An 18,952-nucleotide genomic window follows, 5' to 3' on the forward strand; every position below is an offset into this window, starting at 1 on the left:
TCTGCGACTTGAAAAACGGCTCCCGATGGATTGATATTCTTCCATGGAGACAATCCGGATCAGGCTGCTTGGCGGTTTTGAGATGAGGATGCCCGACGGCGGGGAGCCGATTGGTCCCGGCACGAAGAAGGCCTGTGCGCTGCTTGCCTATCTCGCCATGCATCCGGGAGAGAAGATTCGTCGTGAAGCGCTCGGCGCCTTGTTGTGGACGACAAGCGGCGAACGCCAGGCGGCGAACTCCCTGAACCAGGCGGTCTACTCGCTGAGAAAACTGTTTCAGGATGCGACTATTCAGCCGGTTCGCGGCGATAATGACTGCGTCTGGGTCGAGCCGGGGATATTGGCGACCGACGTCGGTGAATTCGAATCCCTTGCAGCGGCCGGAGACCGTGACAGCCTCGAGCAGGCGTGGTCGCTTTATCGCGGTCCGCTGCTGGAGGGATACGATTTTTCAGGCGCTGCTTTTGGCGACTGGCTCGGCGCTGAAAGGACGCGGCTCGAAAACCGCGCAATCGACACGGCGAAGGCGTTGCTCGAACAACGCGGTGATGAGACGGAGCCGTCCTCCCATGATCTGGCGAACGCCTTGCTTGCTCTCGACCCCTATGATGAGGACGCCCATCGCCACGTCATGCGTCATCTGGCTGCAAGCGGCCGTTTGCCATCTGCCTTGAAACACTATGACGCGATGGAAGCCCTGCTCGGGAATGATCTCGATGTGGCGCCCTCTTCAGCCACGCGCGCTTTGCGCGATCGACTGCGAAGCGGCGCCGGACAAGAAGTCTCGACGCAAGCCGGAGAAACTACCCCTGTAGAGCAGAAGACCGGATTGTCTGTCCGTAAGCCGGCAATCGGACTCTTGATTGTTTTGATCGCTGTCCTTGTCGCGATCGGCCTTTGGTTTCTGCCTCGCGATCCGGCGCCGCCATATTTTGCGGACAAGGACGACAGGCGGTTGATCGTTCTGCCCTTCGAGGAAGCCGGGGACGGCGCCTTTGGCGCGGCTATCGCCGATGATATTTCCACCGAGCTTGCGGTCTTGCCTGACCTTGCCGTCATGGCGCGTGAAACCGCGCGGTCCCTCGGCGGTAACGCTGGCCTAAAAGCCCGCAATCTTGGGGCGAGCCACATATTGCGTGGTCGCGTCCGGCGGGATGACGCCGGCGTCACCGTGAATTGCTGGCTGGTGGATGTGCAAAGCGGCGACCAGATCTGGGCCGAGCGCTATTCCGGGACGCCGGACGCCATTCTGGATTTTCGGGAAGCGATCATACGCGATGTCGTCGCGGCTCTCGAATCGGAACTCGGCCGTGACGCCGATGATGGACTGCCGCCGGTCGGAACCGGCGACGCAGACGCCTATAAAAGCTATCTGGCCGGACTGGTTTCCGCCAATCGCCAAACGCCCGAAGGCAACGCGGCGGCTCTCGCCCATTTCAAAAAAGCGGTAACGTTCGATCCGGACTACATACGGGCGAAAGTCGGCATGGCGAAAGTCTATTACGATGCTGCTTTTGGGAATCAGGATTATGCCGACGCCATCGGCGTCAACTGGATGGAAGGTTGGCTGCGCATGAAGGCAATTCTTGCTGAGGGCGCCGTGTCTTCCAGCGCTGGAGGGCTCGTTCTGCTCTCGGACCTGGCTTTACGCCGTCGCGACAATGCGGCGGCGCAGGATCTGGCCAGACGTTCAATCAAGCTTGAACCCAGCAATGCGCAGGCCGTGGAGATGCTGGCGGAGGCGTTGATCTACGCAGGCGAAACCGCCGAAGGACGCGTCTATGCGCAACGCGCCCTGCAGCTCAATCCCGCCCGGCCAGCGCGCGCCACATTTCTTCTCGGTCTGGCTGACTTCGCCGATGGCCGAATTGCGCAGGCGATCGATCTGGTCGGCGAGGCGCGCGCATCCGCCGCCCATCCTGACGCCTATTATGATGGTCTGCTTGCCGCCATGTACGGTGAAACCGGCGATATCGAGCAGGGCGGCGTGCATCTCGAAAACTATGTCGAGGCTCTCGAGGATCGACCACGCAACGAGTGGAAAATCCTGGCGCGCGCTTTTTCCAATCCTCGCCAGACGACATGGCTGCGGCCAACGCTGACAGAATCGGTCTACGCCTTTCCTTTCTCCGATGACGGAGTTCTGGACAGGCTCGCTGACGGGTTCAAGGCTGTGGGGATTGCCGGCGGAACGATCGTTCATTTGCCGGCTGCCGATCGATACCGACTGAACGCTGCGCAGATCGAGGATCTCACTTTCGGAAAAACGATCACGGGTGAAGGAATACCGGCGTTTGCCGGTGCCTGGAGCCAAATTCGTAAAGACGATGGCGCGCTTAGCCAGTCCGGCCCGGTTGGACCAATGCTGTTGCAAGAGCAAGGTCGAAGCGATCTCGTCCGCGACGGTCTTTGCGACTATTGGCAATACGAAGGCGACGGGATTGAAAGCTGCGCAAGCGTGTTCACCATGCGGGCTGACGAATATTTGCTTGCTACTGAATTCGCGCCATTTCTCTTTTCAAGCGGCGCAAGTGAATAGTTTCCCTTCGAGTGTGTGAAACCGCACAGAAGACGGGCGCGCTTCGTCCTATTCGGTGATGGACTGCAGTCCTGCCCCGCCCAGGTATGTCGACCGCAGTCACCGCAGGCGCTGTCAGAGAGAGTGGATGGGGCTCCTCGACAGCGCGGTTGCGCAGGATAAAGGACCTCCCATGACCTGCGACAACCGGGGGCGGCGCAGCCGGTGCGCCGCCCCCTCGTTCTTTGCCCTACCGACTCTGCTTAGTCGTCCTTGATATTCTTCTCCATGAGGCGCTGGAAAAGTCGGGGCGACAGCCGGTTGATCATCCAGGACAGCCGCGCGACGCGGCCGACGGGAATCATATCGCGTTCCGCGTCGAGGCCCTTCAGGATAATAGCTGCGGCGTCGTCGGCCGTCATCGTGTCAATGCTGTCGGTCGCCGATCCCGGCCGGGCTATTCCGTCCGACTGTTTTGCCGGATTGCCTTCGTTGGTGGCGATGAAGGAGGGCGCGGCGATCACGGTTCTGACGCCATGGATTTTTTCCTCGGACCGCAAGGAGCCGAAAAACCCTTCCAGCGCGTGCTTGCTGGCCGCGTAGGCGGTGCGTCGGGCAAGCGGCGAGAAGCCGGCCACAGAGGAAATCGCCAGATGCGCGCCTTTCGATATCCGGATGTCGTCAAGGAAATGCCGGGCTGTCTCGACGGCCGCAAAATAGTTGATTTCGAAAACACGGCGATGCGCCTCCGGCGAACTATCAGAGAATCCGCCGATGAGCGTGACGCCTGCATTGTAGACGACCATGTCGATCGAAGGACGCTCAGTACGGATTGCGTCACAGGTGGCCGCGAGTCTGTCACTATCGGTGATGTCGCATGGCCAGGCCTTTTGCTGTTCGGATTCGCCGATGGCCTCGAGTTCCGGTCCGGGAAGATCGATCAGCGCCGTGTGCCAGCCGCGCGCCTGCAGACCGGTCGCCAGCGCACGGCCGAGGCCGCCGGCGCCGCCGGTGATGACAGCGGTGCGCATCAAAGCCCGGCCGCCTTGCGCCAAAGATCGAAGACCTCGGCGCTGTCGAGTTCAGGCGTATAGCCGAAATCGCGCTTCAGGGCAGTGTTGTCGAGAACCGGCCGGTACTGAAGAAATCGCACTTGCTCCGGGCCGTATTGCGACAGTCCGAGAGGTTTGGCGATGGCGAGCGCGCCCTTCAGCACGGACGCAGGGATCGAAAGCACCGGTTTTCTGAGCATCGCTGCGATCTCCTTTACCGACAGGGCGCCGTCTCCGGCGACATTGTAGATTCCTTGCGGGCCGTCGGTCGCGGCGCGCAGCAGAATGCGCGCCAGATCCTTCGTCCAGATGAAGACGAAGGGGCTGTCCGAGCCCGCAACAGCAAGAAGCCGCTTGCGGTGAAACAGCGCGGTGATCTGGTTTTCAAGGCCGGCGCCCAGCACGGTTCCCACCCGCAGGATCACCTGTTCGAGCTGCGGCGCGTTGATGCGGGCTTCCGCCAACATCTCCTCGACCAGACGCTTGTGCCAGGAATAGGCGAATTCCCTGTTGCCGCGCAGCGGATCGAGTTCGGTGAGCGGCACGGGATTGTCTGCGTGATAGCCATAGGCCGCGCCGGAAGACGTGACGACAATACGGCGTACGCCGTTTGCAACGCAGGCGTCGAGCACGTTTCGGGTTCCGGTTACATCCACCGCATAGGCGAAATCGCGCGACATGCCCTTCGGCGGCGTGACGATGGAGGCAAGATGCACCACGACCTCCGGCTTCGCCCGGGCGATCACATCCGCCGGATCCGGCCCGCGCACGTCCATCGTCGCGAAACGCGCGTTCTTCGGAAGCTTCGGCGGTTTGCGAATATCCGTCGCAACGACCAGATCGCCGGTCGGCGCCAGTTGCTTCAGCATCGCCATGCCGAGATTGCCGGAGGCGCCGGTTATCAGCATGCGCGTCATCGCGCGGCCTCTGTCCGCGACATCCAGTGCGCCAGCGCAATGCCCGATATGGCGTGCCAGATGCCCCAGAACGCCGCAACGACGGCCATGCCGCCAAGACCTCCGAAGAAGGTGAAGATCAGGACAAGTCCCAGTCCGGAGTTCTGGATGCCGGTTTCGATGGTCACGGCGCGCCGGTCATACTCGGACAGGCCGGTCAGCCGCGCCAGAGTGTAGCCCCCGCCAAGCGCCAGGGCGTTGTGCAGGAAGACGAAGGCGGCGACCATGCCCGCATAGTTCAGGAAGAAAGTCCAGTTGGCGGCGAGCGCAAGGACGATGAAGGCCACGAAGATCGCCATGGAGAGCCATTGCATCGGCTTGCGGATCCTCGCCGATGCCTCCGGGCGCCAGGTGTTCAGCGCGATGCCCAGGAAAAGCGGCAGAATCAGCATGAAGGCGACCGTGATTGCGACGTATACGGGATCGATGAACGTCGTCTCGAGGATTTTCCGCGTCGGTTCGTAGAGGTTGCCCCAGAGCGCGATATTGGCTGGCGTCAGGGCAATCGCCCCGACCGTGGCGAAGGCCGTCATCGATACGGACAAGGCCGCATTGCCGCCGGCGCGGTGGGTTATGAAATTGGAAATATTGCCGCCCGGACAGGCGGCGACAAGTATCAGGCCAAGCGCGATCGAAGGGCGCGGCTGCAGCACAAGAATCATCAGGAAGGTCAGCACCGGCAACACGATGAATTGCGAGCACAGGCCGACGACGAGGGCTTTCGGCGCATGCAAAAGGCGCCGGAAATCGGATAGTCTCAGATCGAGGGCGATCGAGAACATCACGATCGCCAATATGCCGTTGAGCAACTGCAGGCTGCCCGGGCTGAAATTCAGCGTAATGGCGTCGATGTCGTTCATGCTTTTCCCCCGGAAAGCGAGGCGATGCGATCGGTGACGGCCTTGCGGTAGGTCGCCTTGTCGACATAGTAGGCCATGCGCGCCAGCTTGACATAATTCATGCCGCCGGTCAGCCGCTCGAAACCACGCGCCTTTTCGTCATGAATTTTTTGCGCCGCCTCGCTGCCCGATTTCAGACCCGCGATGTAGCGCGCGACCATCTCGGCCTGTTCATGGCGTCCCTGCCAGCCAAGGCCGGACGCCTCGACCATGCCGAGCACGAACAGATCGTCGCGATCCGGATGCATGCAATTGAGAAAGAGATGCGGCGCGTCGCCCTGCCAGTTGAGATATTGGCTGTCGATGAACGGATAGTGCAGGCGATAGCCGGTGGCGGCCAGCACCATATCATAGTCTGCCGAGGTTCCGTCCCTGAAATGGACCGTGTTGCCCTCGAAACGCGCAATGTCCGGGCGGATTGTGATGTCGCCATGGCCGGCGTGGAACAGAATGAGGGAATTGACCACCGGATGCGATTCGTAAAGCGCGTAGTCCGGTTTCGGGAAGCCGTATTTCTGCGGGTCGCCGACGAACCAGCGCAGGATCACGCCGTCGATGCGTCGCTTCAGCCACATCGGCAGCTTGATGGTGCCGCCGACGGTGTCGGCCGGTTTGCCGAAGACATATTTGGGTACGAAATAGTAGCCGCGCCGCATTGAAAGGTCGCAGCTTTTGCCGTGGTGGATGGCGTCGACCGCGATATCGCAGCCGGAATTTCCGGCCCCGATCACCAGCACCCGTTTGCCGTCAAACTGCTTCGGTGAGCGATACTGGCTGGAGTGGATCAGTTCGCCGGCGAAGTCGCCCTCGAACTCCGGCATGTTGGGTTCGGACAGCGTGCCGTTGGCGATCAGAACGCCGGCGAAGATTTTCTCCTCCTCGCCGCCGTCCGCATTGCGCCACCGAACGCGCCAGCCTTCGCCGCCCTCGCCGACCGGCTCTGTCGAGAGCACCTCGGTTTTGAAATGGTAGCGCCGATACAGATCGAAATGGCTGGCGAAGTCACGGAAGTAGTTCCGCATCTCCTTGTGTGAGGGATATTCGGCGACCTTGTCGGCCATCGGAAAATCGGTGAATTCGGTCATCCGCTTGGAGGATATGAGATGCGCCGTGTCGTACATGGTCGAGCGCGGGCCCTCGATATCCCACAGACCGCCGACATCGTCGTGCAATTCGAAGCCCTCGAAGAGGATTTTCTGTTCGACCAGGGTCTTCGCCATGGCGAGGCCCATTGGCCCGGCCCCGATCAGCGCCCAGGCGTCTGTCTTCTCAAAATCTTTGTTCGTTTGTTTGGCCATCCGTGTGGAAACTCCTCCATCCCACTCCAATTAATTTGAACGATCGTTAAAAATAGTGCAAGGTATTTTTATGAATGCGGTCAGGACGCAGGAATCACGGCGCCAAAGGGCGCCCTCGAAACGCTCGCTCGAAACCCGGGCCCGCGTACTCGACGCGGCCGAGAAGCTGTTCGCCGAGCATGGTTTCGACGGGGCGTCTCTGCGCGATATGGCCAGGCTCGCCGGGGTGCATCTCGCCCAGGTCAATTTTCACGGCGGCGCCAAGGAAGATCTTTTCTTCACCGTCGTCGCGCGACGCGCGGGCGAGTTGTCCCAATTGCGCATGGAGGCGCTTGAAGATGTAAAGGCGCGTGGCCGACCGACGGTCAGAAGCGTTCTCGAGGCGTTCATTCACCCTTATCTGGACCGGGCGGCGCATGGCGGTCCGCAATGGCTGGCATACGCCAGGCTGATCGCCCATGTCTCGACCGACATTCGATGGCGGCATGTCAGCGAGGCCTGCTTCGATCCGGCCGCGACCGCCTTTGCCCGCGAAATCGCGATGCTATATCCGGGCGGCGACCACAGAAAAATCGCGGCGGCTCTGGTTTTTTCGGTGTCGGCGATGTTGTCGCTGACGACCGCCCGTTGGCGCATCGACGCGCTGGCCGGAGCCGAAGCAGGCGACATTTCGATGGAGGACTGCCTTCTCGACTATTGCGAGGCGGGAATCAGGGCTGCTCTTTCTTAAACCGGGCGCCGTCGGCCTCGAACAGGAGAGAAGCGGCGAGCATGCGGCGCAGCCATGTCTCGAAGGCGCGCACTTTTTCGGATTTGCGCCTGTGAAGCCCAGTGACCAACCAGTAGGAAAAGCCTGTTGGATGGCAACCCGGCAGGGGCGCCACGAGCCGTCCCATCTCGAGCGCATCGAAGGCCAGCGTTTCCCAGGCAAGAAACACGCCCTGGCCGGCGACGGCGGCGTCGAGACACAGCGATCCGTCGGAGAAGCGGGGGCCGTCGCCCAGCATCGACTGGTCATATCCCTGGGGCGCCAGCCAGGTGTTCCATCGAAACATTTCGCCCTCGTCGCGAATGATCGGAACATGCGCCAGATCCTCGATCTTCCGGATTTTCGCGCCGATCGCCGGGCTGCAGACCGGAAACACCCGGTGTTCGACCAGCGCCTCGGCCTGCACGTCCGTCCAGCCGCCCTTGCCGACGCGAATGCAGACGTCGACATCCGACAATTCGGGATTGATGAGCGCGATCGAAGCGTCAACCCGGACGCGGATTTCAGGGTGTTCCTTGTAGAAATCCGTCAGGCGCCACACCAGCCACTTGCCGGCGAATACGGGGGCGACCGAAACGGTCAGCGCATCGCTGTTCGCCTGTTCCGCGACGGACACCGCCGTTGAAAGTTCGGCCATCCCCGCCGTGAGATGACGCATCACCTCCCGGCCTCGCGGCGTCGGTTCGAGACCTTTCGCCTTCCTGTCGAACAGCGGCCGGCCAAGCTGCTGTTCGGTCTTCTGGATCTGCTGGCTCACCGCGCCAGGGGTCACGCCGAGTTCGTCGGCGGCAAGACGCAGATTGCCATGCCGGCCGACCGCCTCGATCGCCCGCAATCCGGACAGATGGACCCGATTCAGGTTTTTCATTCAGTTTTTCTAAAACACCGACCAAAGAAAGTCGATGGAAACTGGTCAGTTCAGTCCGATATGTATTGAGCTATGCTAAAACTTATTCGAAATCTCATCCGACAGCTATTGCCGGTCCGGCGCATTTGCAAGGCGCCGGACGTCAGTTGGAGATGCGACCCGCTCTCCCATCCCGATCTGCGCGCCATGTCGGCCCGCGATCTGGGTGACACGCCCTTCGATCCGACCCGGTTCTGCTGAACCGGGTTGCAAACAGGTTCGAAGGCCGGAACACCACTTTCGCCGAATTCGACGCAAATGTCAGCTCCGTCTTCGGGGCGCTGGAACAGTCAGGCGCCGCCAGGATCGCGTATCTCGGCAAAAACAGTGATTGGGCTTTCGAGCTGTATATCGGCGCCGGCCGGGCCGGCGGCGTTTTCGCGCCCATCAACTGGCGCCTGGCGCCACGCGAGGTCGCGCAGATCATCGAAACCTTCGAGCCGGACTTGCTGTTCGTCGGTCCCGAGTTCCATGACGCCGTTGAGGAAAACTCGGGCGAACTTCCGGATTATCTGGGTTTCGTCGCCATGCCGGTCGCCCACTTCAAGTGCCCGAAAACGGTTGACTTGGTCGCGCAAATGCCACGCAATGCGACGGGAAAGCTCCTGAAGCGGGAATTGCGCAAACCCTACTGGGAAGGCCGCGCGCGACAGGTGAATTGATAATCATGGCGCATCCGCATGGTCGACAAATACGAAAAAGCCCGCAGGGCGGAACTGCTGCGGAAGAAAGGTCTCCGTTCTCGTCCGAAATCGATTGAGGGCGTCAAGCCACGGTTCCCGAACTATCTTGTTCCATACGCCTGTTTCGAATGTCGCCGATCCGTCAAAATTCCCCCGCGATGTAAGTTCGCGCGGTGTCCGCAATGCGGGGGTGAGCTTCACTGGATGGGACGCGCGTTCAAACCACCGCGGAGAACGGACCTCAAGCAATGGATGAAAGTTGAAAAGCTCCGCATGGCCGGCTTTCTGTTTGCGAGTTTTTACAACTACAAGGACGCGGAAGCCTATCCCGAGACGTTGCGGGAGGTTGACGACTTCATAGAGCGCAATCCGGACCATCCAATGCGCATACAAACTTCGTCAGCGAATGATTGACGATGGATGCTTTGCAAACCTTGCTTATCGCCGGTCGGCGATGTCCATTAAGTCACTCGGACCCATGCGTGCAGACGCACAGCTTGTTGCCGTCCGGGTCGCGGAAATAGGCGCCGTAGTAGTGGGCGTGATATTCGGGTCTGAGCCCCGGTTCGCCTTCTGAAACAGCTCCTGCCGCAATGGCCGCGTTGTAGGCGGCGTCGACCTGTGACCGCGATGAGGCAAGGAATGCCGTCATGGAGCCGTTGCCGACCGTCGCTGCTTTGCCGTCCAAGGGTGTGTTGATAACGAAGAGCGGTCGGTCGGCGTCTGGCGCCTTCCAGCCAGCCCAGGGCTGGTCGTCCTCGCGGAACTTCAGTTCGAAACCAAGCAATGACAGGATAGGGTCGTAAAAGGCGAAAGCCCTTTCGAAATCGGACACGCCGACGGTAACATGCGAAAACATCGGATTCCTTCTTGTCGCGCGGAGAGTGTCGCTGTAGAGCAGGGATAACCGGCCGGGTGGATGATGCTGTCCGTCCCGCCAGTCCGTCAAGGCGTTCGCAGCGCGGTCGCCGGGAATGTCAGCGAAGATTGCCCGAGTGGGAGAGTATATCCATGAGTGAAGACAGCAACGATATTCACAGCCGAATCAAGGCGCTTGGCGACCGGATCAAGGCGCATCGCGAGAAACTCGAGCTGCATGGCCTGTTCGCCAGGGATCACCAGATCACGGAAAAGGAATTGCATTCCCGCTGGAGCGAGTTGAAGTCGGAAGTCGAATCCCAGACGCACGACCACGAAACAGCGCACAAGAAAGCCGACTGGCTGCACAAGTCGATCATGAAATGGGTCGACGCGGTCGATCTCGACTACAAGGCCTGAGGATTCCGGCGAAAGCCGGATTTCAACAGCAAGAAGCGGAGTGTAGCGGATTGTCTCCCGTGGCTTGATAGCCTCTTCAACAGGAGGGTCTCATGTCCGTCATTTTCAAACCGCTTCCCACAGAAATCGTCCGCGCCCTGCAAGCAGGTGGTCCGGACGCCTATGGCGACCCGCCCGAACGCCGTTTCTCGGAAGGGACGGGCACACCCTGCCGACATTGTCTGAAGCAAGTCGCAGCAGGAAAGCCCTATCTCGTCGTCGCCTACCGGCCGTTCGAAACGCTGCAGCCCTATGCCGAGACAGGACCGTTGTTCCTGTGCGCCGAAACCTGCGAGCCGGCCGCCCCGTCCGGATCGGCGCCGGAAATGCTTGAAAGCCCGAACTACATCGTCCGCGGCTACAACGCCGAAGAGCAGATCATCTATGGAACGGGAGCCGTGACGCCGACCGCAGAAATCGGCGCGCAAGCAGAATCGATCTTCGCCGATGAGGCGGTCGCCTTCGTGCATGTGCGCTCAGCGACCAACAATTGCTATCAGTTCCGAATCGAGCGCGCTTGACCGGCGATCGGAGTTGGCGGGTTTTGCCCTGACGCGGTAAGGTCGCCGGATGACCAAACGTCTGATCATCGTGACGGCGGACGAGAGCTGCCGCGAGCGCATTCTCAAGATCGCGGAAGAGGCCCAGGCGCTCGACTGTCGTCTCTACGCCATCGACGGGAATGACGGCCAGCAGGCCGTGCACCTGCTCGTCGGCGACCGGAACCGGCAGGAAGTTCTGGACCAGCTGCAAAGCGCGGTCGCTTCGAACGGCGATTGGCGCATCACGATCCTTCCCGTGGAAGCGAGCCTGCCGCGCGAGGAGATTACGGACGAGGAAAGACGCCAGGCGCTGGAAGGAACCTCCGGCGAAAGCCGCGAGGAGCTCTATAACGACGTTTCACGCGGCGCGAAGCTGGATGTGAACTTCTTCGTTTTCGCCGCACTGTCCACTGTCGTGGCGGCGATCGGCCTGCTTCAGGACAATGTGGCCGTCGTCATCGGCGCCATGGTGATCGCGCCGTTGCTCGGCCCGAATCTCGCCTTTGCGCTGGGCGTTGCGCTCGGCGATCAGAAACTGATGGGGCGGGCCGTCCTGACCAATGCAGCCGGGATCGTCTTCACGCTTGCGATCTGCATGGTGCTTGGACTGCTCCTGCCAGTGAATCTTGCGAGCCACGAGTTGATGGCCCGCACCGAAACCGGTTTCGACGGCATTGCGCTGGCGCTGGCGTCCGGCGCGGCCGCGGCGCTCTCATTGTCGACGGGGCTGTCTTCGGCGCTGGTCGGGGTCATGGTTGCGGTGGCGCTTTTGCCGCCGGCCGCGACCGTCGGGCTGATGCTGGGCGCCGGTCACCTCGATCTGGCGCTCGGCGCGCTGACTCTGCTCGCCGTCAATATCGTGTGCCTCAATCTGTCCGCCCAGCTGACTTTCGTCTTGCGCGGCGTGCGCCCGCGCACCTGGTTCGAGAAGAAAAACGCCCGGCGGGCCGTGCGCGTCAACGCCGCGATCTGGTTCGCGCTGCTCGCGCTCCTGACGGCCCTGCTTTTGCTGCGGTTCTACGACCTGCTCTGAACGCCGGGTTGTTTTCCGGTGAGGCGGTCATAATGCGACCGCGCCTCCTCGATGCGCCGGGTATTCTCCCGTGTCCAGTCGGCGAGACGGGAGACCGGTTCGAGCAAATCATGGCCGAGCTCGGTCAATTCGTACCTGACGCTTGGCGGGCTGGTCGGCTCGACGGTGCGATTGACGAATCCGTCCCGTTCAAGGTTGCGCAGGGTCGTCGTCAGCATCTTCTGCGAAATGCTGCCGATCCGCCGCTTCAATTCGCTGAAGCGCAGGCTCTCGGTTCCGAGAAAGGTCACGACCATCACCGTCCACTTGTCGCCGACACGGGAAAGCATCTGCGAGATGGCGCGGCATTCGGCAGTTTCGAGATGGTTATCAGGTTTCAAAAAAGTGCCTCCTTGCCAATCCGCTCATGCGCACTTTAATAGTGGTATATATTATATACCACCTGACCAAAGGAGACCAGTATGCCCCGAATAGCCGTCATTATCGGTTCGACCCGCGACACCCGTTTCGCCGAAAAGCCGGCCCAATGGATCGCAGATTTTGCCAAATCTCGCGGCGACATGGAAGTGGAGCTCGTCGATATCAAGGACTTCGACCTTCCTTTCTTTAATGAAGCAGCCTCCAATTTATGGATGCCGTCCAGTGATCCGAACGCTGTGCGCTGGCAGAACAGGATTGGCGAATTTGACGGATACATCTTCGTCACGTCGGAGTACAACCGGTCGATCCCGGCGTCTCTGAAGAATGCGCTCGATCAGGCCTACAAGGAATGGATGAAAAAGCCTGCGGCGATTGTCGCCTATGGCGGCGTGGGCGGGGCGTTCGCGGCCGATCACCTGCGCACCATCGCCATCGAACTGCAGATGGTTCCGGTGCGTGGCGCCGTGCATATTGGCGGCGGCGAGTTCATGAAGGTCCATCCCATGGGCGAGAACAAGCCGATGAGCGAGATCGAACCGGTGCTGACTCCGGGCGCGACCGCCATGCTCGACAGTCTCCTTTGGTGGGCCAACCTCACGAAAAAGGGACGCGAGGAGGATCTCGTCAAAGAGGCCGCATAGTTCGATCTCCGTCGAAGCATTGACGGTGACAGTCGTGCCAGAGTGGTTCCGGTATCAACGAGAAACCGGAACCATGATCACCTGCTTCATTCGCTATCACATCGACCCCACGAAAAAACAGCAATTCGTCGACTATTCCCGAAACTGGGGCGAGGCAATTCCGCGCTGCGGCGCAGACCTCATAGGATATTTCGCGCCGCATGAGGGGTCGGCGACGCTGGCCTACGGCGTCTACACTATCGAAAGCCTGGCGGCCTATGAAGAGTACCGCCGGCGGCTTGCCGAAGATCCGCTCGGCAGACGGAATTACGAATTCGCACAGCGCGAGAAGTTCATCCTTCGTGAGGACCGCACCTTCCTGAAGCTCGCCTCCGCGCCGCATGGCGACAGCCGCATGTTCGACGCTGAATGAGCGCGCGAGCCGGACGCGGGCGGGAATTCGCACTGCTTGCTCTGCTGGCCATACTCTGGGGGTCGTCCTATCTTTTCCTCAAGATCGCGGTGACGGAAATCCCGCCGCTCACGGTGATTGCGATAAGAGTTGCGGTCGCGGCGCTTGTGCTTATGACGGTGCTGGCGGTTCGGGGAGAGACCCTGCCGCGCGACATCGCGACTTGGCGGATGCTTTTTGTCCAGTCTTTCTTCACCAGCATCGGGGCCTGGACGATCCTCGCCTGGGGAGCGCAATATGTTGAGAGCAGTCTCGCCAGCGTTCTCAATTCCACATCCCCCATTTTTGTCTTTTTCATAACGTTGATTGTCACGCGACATGAAAGGGTCGGTTTGTTGCGGTTTGCCGGTGCCTGTCTCGGCCTCGCCGGCGTTGTGCTGATTGTCGGCGTCGACGCCTTGCAGGGCCTTGGTCAGCAGGTTGCAGGTCAGCTTGCGGCCGTTGCGGGCGCCCTTCTCTATGCCTGCGCGGCCATTTATGGTCGCCGGTTCACGCTTATGACGGCGCCGGTGATCGCGGCCGGAACCATGGTTTCGGCTATGGCGGTTCTCGTGCCGGTCTGCATGATTGTCGACCGACCATGGACGCTTGATCCGTCGACCGCTGCGATCATGTCCGCCGTGATATTGGGCGTGTTCAGCACCGGCCTTGCGCTGTTGATCTATTTCCGTCTCGTCCGAACGCTCGGCTCTCTGGGCGTCGCCAGTCAGTCCTATCTGCGCGCCGGCGTTGGCGTGTTTCTGGGTGTTGCGTTTCTCGGAGAACGGTTGAGTTTCACAGTCGTCATCGGGCTGGTTGCAGCGGTTCTGGGCGTCGCCCTGATCAATTCTCCACCGACTGGCCGAAGACGGCAATAGCTATACCGAGGACGGTCAGCGCCGCAAAAAGCGCCGTTCGCCACCATTTGTCCCCCACCCGGCGGGCCGAGACCAGCGCGATCATGGACTGGATGGCGTAGTAGGCGGCAAAGGCGCGCGACGCATAGGTGATGATTTCGAAGATATTGGCGGTCCAGGTCAGGGCAAGACCGATCAACGTCAGCAGGACATAGGCCATTTGCGGCGTGATGCGGTTCTGGGTCAATTCCGCGAATAGCCCGCCGGAGCCGCTGGTGTCTGCAACGGCCGCGCTGAATTGCGCCGCGAGCGCCGCCGCCACCAGAAGCACCGGCAGGATTGGCGCGATGACGCTCATCATGTCGACGATTGCGGTTTCCGTCAGCACAAAGGCGTCACTTTCGAACAGGAATACAAGCAGCAGGATGTAGATCATGTAGATGACTGTGGTGACGATCTGCGCCCATCGCATCGAGACGATTCGCGTGCGGAAATCGTATTCGGCGCCGAGATAGCGCGAGGTCTCGAATCCCTGCACCGTGATAATCAGGCCGAACGCAAGCAGCAGGGCAGGCATGCCGCCAAGCGCCGGTTCGTTGTAGACCAGTGCGCCGTCGGCGCTCTTTCCGAAGAAGAAGACTGCGAGAGCGACCAGCAGACCGGCGATGATCGCGAGCTTGGCCGAGACGGAGACATATTCCATCCCTTCCAGCGCCCGAAAGCCGCGCGTCCAGCCGACATACAGGATCAGTATCAGTATCGCCGATGTCAGAAGCCTTGCATGGAAGGTGTCGTTGACGGTTGTCAGGCTGACGCTGAAAGCGCCGAACAGGTTGAGATAATAGGCGACCGAGATGATGTAGGCAAAGCCGAGACACCAAGAGGCGAGCATCTCGAGCCCCTCGGCGAACCGGCTTCTTTCCCCGTCCGCGATCGTCTTGATGTTGTAGCGGACGACGCTTCCGAAGAGATAGGAACCGATACATAGGCCGGCCATGACCAGCGGCGCATACATGCCATAGGACGCGTCGAGAATGGGTCCGAGCACAAGAAATCCGCTGCCGATGATGGAGGCGAGCGGCGTCGTCATTGCGCGCCAGACAATGGACTGGCGCAGTCTCGGCGACCAGAGGACGAATCCTGTGCCGAGAACGGTTGCAATGACGATGGCGTTGAGCATTGCCACGGAAAGCAAATCCTGTTGCCAGATGCCCCGAAAAGGAAACGATTGGCCGGCAATGTCAAGATCACCGGCTGCCCATTGCGTCCGCAGCCGCTTTGCGTTTCATACAATGGGACACGGAGAGCGACGCTATGACAACGACGGACTGGAAAAACCAATCACCCGACATCGTTCTCGATTTCTGGTTTCCCGACAACGGGCACGAGGCGTCGCTGGAGACGCACAGGGACTTCTGGATCTGGCGCATGCGCGGCGGGGTCGACGAAGCGATCTGCTCCGATTTTGCGGAACTGACCGAGGCGGCGGCGCGAGGCCTGCTCGACCACTGGGCGCAGACGCCCTGCGGCAGGCTCGCTCTCGTCATCGCGCTCGACCAGTTTCCGCGTTCACTATGGCGCGGAACGCCCGGCGCCTACGCCCAGGATATCAAGGCGGCCCGGCTTGTGCTTGAAGCCGTCGAAAACGGTCATTATGAGGCGCTGGAGCACCCTTGGGAAAAGCAGTTCTATCTCATTTCCATCGGCCACTGCGAGGGGCCGGATCACCTCAAGCGCATGCGGATGCTCAGGCCGTACGCGCTTGCCATCCTCGAAGAGGCGCCGAAACATCTGGTCCCGTCCTACCGGCGTTCACTCGAACAGAACGACATCGTCACAGGCGTCATCGAACGTTTCGGTCGGCATCCGCATCGCAACGCCATACTCGGGCGAGTCTCGACTGCGGACGAGGAGGCGTATATCGCCGCGGGAGAGTTCCCGCACGAGCGCGAGATCCCGAAGACGCTGATATGATATCGCGTTTCTACTTCGTCTGCCGGCGTTGCCTGACTTCGAAAAGAGCGGCCTCCAGGGCGTTTTCGATGTGCTCGCTGTCGTCGCGATCAAGGCCGGCGAGATCCACGTGAAGATGGAAATGCTCTGAATTGCGATCGATCACGTCGCCTGCTTCGTCGTCGACAAGGTCGTGAATGCCCTCAACGACATAGGGCACAACCTCGCGGCTGATGCCTTTTAGAGATATTGGCTCCAGAGCGCGCGCCTTGATGATGTTCTGCACCAGCGCATAGGTTTCGTAGCTGATCACGATGCCGCCCGGCTCCGCGATCGATTCCAGCCGCGCCGCCAGATTGGCCTCGGCGCCGATGATCGTGTAGTCCATCCGGTCCGCGCTGCCGAAATTGCCGACATTGCAGTAGCCGGTGTTAATGCCCATGCGCGACTGGAAGGGCGCTTCAATTCCCTGCCGCCGCCATTCCCGGTTCAGCTCGACCATGCGGCGCTGCATGGCGATCGCCATCTCGATACAGGCCTGGGCGTCGCCGGCGGCGCCCTTCGTTTCCGGATCGCCGAAGAAGACCAGAATGGCGTCGCCAATGAATTTGTCCACCGTGGCGCCGTATTCATGAGCGATCTTCGCCATTTCCGTGAAATACTCGTTCAGAAGGTTCGTCAGTTCCTCCGGCTGCAGCCGTTCGGAAGTAACCGTGAAATCCTTGATGTCGGAAAAGAAGATGGTGAGCTTCTTGCGCTCCGTCGAAATGACGGCGTCGCGGGCGCCGCTGAAAATCGACTTGTAGACCTGCGGCGACAGATATTTCGAGATCTTCATGGAGACCGATGCGAGGAACGAGTTCGCCTCTTCGAGTTCGTTGTTCATCCGACCGAACTGGACGGCCTGACGCCATTGCAGGAAGGCGAAGGCCAGACCGAAAGAGCCTGCAGCCAGCAGGTACAGCAGCAAATACTTGAACGAGAAGATGTTCGCCGCGATCGGCTGCTCCAGCGTAATCGACTGGATGCCGCGTATGTCGCCTGCCTCCCAGTCCTGGCGAGGGCTCAGCGGATGGCTGTTGTGGCAGGCGACGCAGGCCTTTCCCATGACAATGGGAACCGCCATGCGGATCTGCCGGCTGAGCGCCGAGCCGGATATTTCCGTCACGCTCGCGTCGGGATCGCCCTTCGCCCTGAGTTGCTGTAGCGCCGACATCTCGAAGCTGTCCAGATTGTGCGGAGCGCGGCTCTTGAAGGGCTCATCCGAAACGAAGCGATAGCGAATGCTGTTGCCGACCACATCGATCACTTGGCCAAGCTCGATGGAAAGCGTGGCCGGTATCGGGATGCCGCCGTCGATTTCGCGATAATTCTGAGCCGGCGTGGTGTCGCCATGGTTTGCCAGCACCCGTCCGACGACGTTGGAGGAATAGTAGCCGCGAATTTCTGAAATCATCGAGTTGAGCTGGCCGGCCTGCCGGTTCAGCGAGGTGTTCGACAGATCTCTCAGATCCAGCCAGACGGCGACAGGCAGGGCCACAAGGGCCAGGACAACGAACAGGCTGAACCACAGCGGATGCTCCATCAAAGCGCGGCCGATCCTGTCGGCGGCGGCGGATAGGCCGCCTGACGGGTCGGGACTGTGCTGCGGCTCTGCCATCGCGTGTCACGTCCTCTGCTGGTTGCAGATTAGTCAAGTAACACAACCTGCTATTTCGCGACAGTATAAACCGGTTTCGGTTAACGCAGGCCTTATTTTCGTCAGTCTTTCGTCGCCATCGAAGGCGGCGTCACCACGCGCCGAGCGGCGACCGCCTCGCGATGCGAAATGAAGGTCGCGGCGGCGACGACGATGCCGCCGCCGAGCATCACGAAGGGATCGAGCGGTTCGCCGAACAGGATGATGCCGATAAGCGCCGCCCATACCAGCTGAAGAAACTGGATCGGCTGGGTGATGGTGATGGGCGCCGCGCGAAACGCGCGCGTCATCGTAAAATGCCCCAGGGTCGCCACAGCCGCCGTCATGGCCAGCCATAACGTGTCCGATAGCGACGGGGTCGTCCAGGTGAAGACGGCGAAGGGCAGCAGAATCAGTGTGCAGAATATCGAGAGCATCAGCACGATTTCGGAAACGTCGGCTTTTTCGGTCAGGTGCTTGGCGAGCAGAAAGGACGTTGCAAATAGCGGGGCTGCGCAGAGCTGAGCGATCTGGCCGCTGGAAAACTCGCTCAAGCCTGGCCTGAGGATCACCATTGTGCCGAGCAGACCCACCACGAGCGCGCTAATGCGCCGCGCATGCAGTTTCTCATTCATGAACAGGGCGGCGCCAATGGTTACGAACAGCGGCGCGACATATCCGAGCGCAGTGACTTCGGCGATCGGGAGGCGGGCCATTGCGTAGAACCACATGATCACGGCGATGCCGTGGATCGTGCCGCGGATCGCGTGCAGTTTCATGATGGCGGGTTTTGGCGGCCGCTTCATAATCCGTATCAGCATGGGTAAAAAGAAGAGGACGCCGAACGCATAACGCAGGAAGGCCGCCTCCGACGCGGATACGCTTGTGCCGACAAAGCGCACGATGCCGGTGACGCAGGCGAAACACAGCGTCGTCAGCACCATCCACCCGATGCCCGCCATTACGGAGTCGGTTCGGCGTGTCGCGGTGTCGCTCATG

General features: G+C 60.6%; 21 protein-coding genes. 11 read left to right on the plus strand and 10 right to left on the minus strand.

Annotated features, from left to right (window positions below; genetic code table 11):
* Positions 1–82: 82 nt before the first annotated feature.
* Entirely contained in the window at positions 83–2,539 is a 2,457-nt protein-coding gene (locus K1W69_RS15230) for an AfsR/SARP family transcriptional regulator (protein WP_220229161.1), read from the plus strand.
* A 242-nt stretch (positions 2,540–2,781) separates the two neighbouring features.
* Here the strand turns inward: K1W69_RS15230 and K1W69_RS15235 are convergent, their stop codons facing one another.
* From K1W69_RS15235 to K1W69_RS15250, 4 genes are read right to left on the minus strand one after another with little or no spacing between them, the layout of a single operon-like run.
* A complete protein-coding gene (locus tag K1W69_RS15235) occupies positions 2,782–3,549 on the minus strand; it encodes an SDR family NAD(P)-dependent oxidoreductase (RefSeq protein ID WP_220229162.1) in 768 nt (255 codons plus the stop codon).
* A complete protein-coding gene (locus K1W69_RS15240) occupies positions 3,549–4,487 on the minus strand; it encodes an SDR family oxidoreductase (RefSeq protein ID WP_220229163.1) in 939 nt (312 codons plus the stop codon). Before K1W69_RS15240 ends, K1W69_RS15235 begins: the two co-directional genes overlap by 1 nt.
* Complete coding sequence (locus K1W69_RS15245; RefSeq protein ID WP_220229164.1) at positions 4,484–5,386, minus strand: bile acid:sodium symporter family protein; 903 nt, start codon at positions 5,384–5,386, stop codon at positions 4,484–4,486. The genes K1W69_RS15240 and K1W69_RS15245 overlap by 4 nt, the downstream gene beginning before the upstream one ends.
* Positions 5,383–6,723: a flavin-containing monooxygenase gene (locus K1W69_RS15250; RefSeq protein WP_220229165.1), complete on the minus strand. Its 1,341-nt coding sequence runs from the start codon at positions 6,721–6,723 to the stop codon at positions 5,383–5,385. Before K1W69_RS15250 ends, K1W69_RS15245 begins: the two co-directional genes overlap by 4 nt.
* A 70-nt stretch (positions 6,724–6,793) precedes the next feature.
* On the opposite strand from K1W69_RS15250, the gene K1W69_RS15255 reads away from it, so the two are divergent.
* Positions 6,794–7,453 (plus strand): TetR/AcrR family transcriptional regulator, encoded by a 660-nt coding sequence (locus K1W69_RS15255; protein ID WP_220229166.1) that lies wholly within the window; start codon positions 6,794–6,796, stop codon positions 7,451–7,453.
* Here the strand turns inward: K1W69_RS15255 and K1W69_RS15260 are convergent.
* Positions 7,434–8,360 (minus strand): LysR substrate-binding domain-containing protein, encoded by a 927-nt coding sequence (locus K1W69_RS15260; protein WP_220229167.1) that lies wholly within the window; start codon positions 8,358–8,360, stop codon positions 7,434–7,436. The two genes, K1W69_RS15255 and K1W69_RS15260, sit on opposite strands and share 20 nt — an antisense overlap.
* A 236-nt stretch (positions 8,361–8,596) precedes the next feature.
* Here K1W69_RS15260 and K1W69_RS15265 point away from each other — a divergent pair, with 236 nt between their 5' ends.
* Together K1W69_RS15265 and K1W69_RS15270 are read left to right on the plus strand one after the other, a co-directional pair.
* Entirely contained in the window at positions 8,597–9,061 is a 465-nt protein-coding gene (locus K1W69_RS15265) for an AMP-binding protein (RefSeq protein WP_258571126.1), read from the plus strand.
* A gap of 273 nt (positions 9,062–9,334) precedes the next feature.
* On the plus strand, positions 9,335–9,496 hold the full coding sequence (locus K1W69_RS15270) for a hypothetical protein (RefSeq protein ID WP_220229168.1): 162 nt from the start codon (positions 9,335–9,337) through the stop codon (positions 9,494–9,496).
* Between the two features lie 52 nt (positions 9,497–9,548).
* On the opposite strand, the gene K1W69_RS15275 is transcribed toward K1W69_RS15270, so the two are convergent.
* Positions 9,549–9,941: a VOC family protein gene (locus tag K1W69_RS15275; RefSeq protein ID WP_220229169.1), complete on the minus strand. Its 393-nt coding sequence runs from the start codon at positions 9,939–9,941 to the stop codon at positions 9,549–9,551.
* 152 nt (positions 9,942–10,093) lie between these two features.
* Here K1W69_RS15275 and K1W69_RS15280 point away from each other — a divergent pair, with 152 nt between their 5' ends.
* The 3 genes from K1W69_RS15280 (at position 10,094) to K1W69_RS15290 (ending at position 11,974) form a co-directional block, all read left to right on the plus strand.
* On the plus strand, positions 10,094–10,360 hold the full coding sequence (locus K1W69_RS15280; RefSeq protein WP_220229170.1) for a hypothetical protein: 267 nt from the start codon (positions 10,094–10,096) through the stop codon (positions 10,358–10,360).
* Between the two features lie 92 nt (positions 10,361–10,452).
* Entirely contained in the window at positions 10,453–10,920 is a 468-nt protein-coding gene (locus K1W69_RS15285; RefSeq protein ID WP_220229171.1) for a DUF1203 domain-containing protein, read from the plus strand.
* A 49-nt stretch (positions 10,921–10,969) separates the two neighbouring features.
* The gene (locus tag K1W69_RS15290; RefSeq protein WP_220229172.1) at positions 10,970–11,974 is read left to right on the plus strand and encodes a TIGR00341 family protein; all 1,005 of its coding nucleotides are present in this window, start codon (positions 10,970–10,972) and stop codon (positions 11,972–11,974) included.
* Here K1W69_RS15290 and K1W69_RS15295 read toward each other — a convergent pair.
* Positions 11,959–12,354: a winged helix-turn-helix transcriptional regulator gene (locus K1W69_RS15295; protein ID WP_258571052.1), complete on the minus strand. Its 396-nt coding sequence runs from the start codon at positions 12,352–12,354 to the stop codon at positions 11,959–11,961. The genes K1W69_RS15290 and K1W69_RS15295 overlap by 16 nt on opposite strands.
* 81 nt (positions 12,355–12,435) lie before the next feature.
* Between K1W69_RS15295 and K1W69_RS15300 the strand changes: the two genes are divergently transcribed.
* The 3 genes from K1W69_RS15300 to K1W69_RS15310 all read left to right on the plus strand — a co-directional run bounded on the left by K1W69_RS15300 (position 12,436) and on the right by K1W69_RS15310 (position 14,343).
* On the plus strand, positions 12,436–13,035 hold the full coding sequence (locus K1W69_RS15300; RefSeq protein ID WP_220229173.1) for an NADPH-dependent FMN reductase: 600 nt from the start codon (positions 12,436–12,438) through the stop codon (positions 13,033–13,035).
* A gap of 73 nt (positions 13,036–13,108) precedes the next feature.
* A complete protein-coding gene (locus tag K1W69_RS15305; RefSeq protein WP_220229379.1) occupies positions 13,109–13,447 on the plus strand; it encodes an NIPSNAP family protein in 339 nt (112 codons plus the stop codon).
* The gene (locus K1W69_RS15310; RefSeq protein ID WP_220229174.1) at positions 13,444–14,343 is read left to right on the plus strand and encodes a DMT family transporter; all 900 of its coding nucleotides are present in this window, start codon (positions 13,444–13,446) and stop codon (positions 14,341–14,343) included. Before K1W69_RS15305 ends, K1W69_RS15310 begins: the two co-directional genes overlap by 4 nt.
* Here the strand turns inward: K1W69_RS15310 and K1W69_RS15315 are convergent.
* A complete protein-coding gene (locus K1W69_RS15315; protein WP_220229380.1) occupies positions 14,309–15,502 on the minus strand; it encodes an Aq_097 family APC-type transporter in 1,194 nt (397 codons plus the stop codon). The genes K1W69_RS15310 and K1W69_RS15315 overlap by 35 nt on opposite strands.
* 134 nt (positions 15,503–15,636) lie before the next feature.
* On the opposite strand from K1W69_RS15315, the gene K1W69_RS15320 reads away from it, so the two are divergent.
* Positions 15,637–16,296, plus strand: a complete 660-nt coding sequence (locus K1W69_RS15320) for a DUF924 family protein (RefSeq protein ID WP_220229175.1) — start codon at positions 15,637–15,639, stop codon at positions 16,294–16,296.
* Between the two features lie 10 nt (positions 16,297–16,306).
* On the opposite strand, the gene K1W69_RS15325 is transcribed toward K1W69_RS15320, so the two are convergent.
* Complete coding sequence (locus K1W69_RS15325) at positions 16,307–17,860, minus strand: adenylate/guanylate cyclase domain-containing protein (RefSeq protein WP_220229381.1); 1,554 nt, start codon at positions 17,858–17,860, stop codon at positions 16,307–16,309.
* A gap of 176 nt (positions 17,861–18,036) precedes the next feature.
* Positions 18,037–18,951: a DMT family transporter gene (locus K1W69_RS15330; RefSeq protein WP_220229176.1), complete on the minus strand. Its 915-nt coding sequence runs from the start codon at positions 18,949–18,951 to the stop codon at positions 18,037–18,039.
* Position 18,952 lies beyond the last annotated feature (1 nt).

This window comes from Flavimaribacter sediminis (assembly GCF_019492055.1).
In the GTDB taxonomy this organism is placed as follows: domain Bacteria; phylum Pseudomonadota; class Alphaproteobacteria; order Rhizobiales; family Rhizobiaceae; genus Flavimaribacter; species Flavimaribacter sediminis.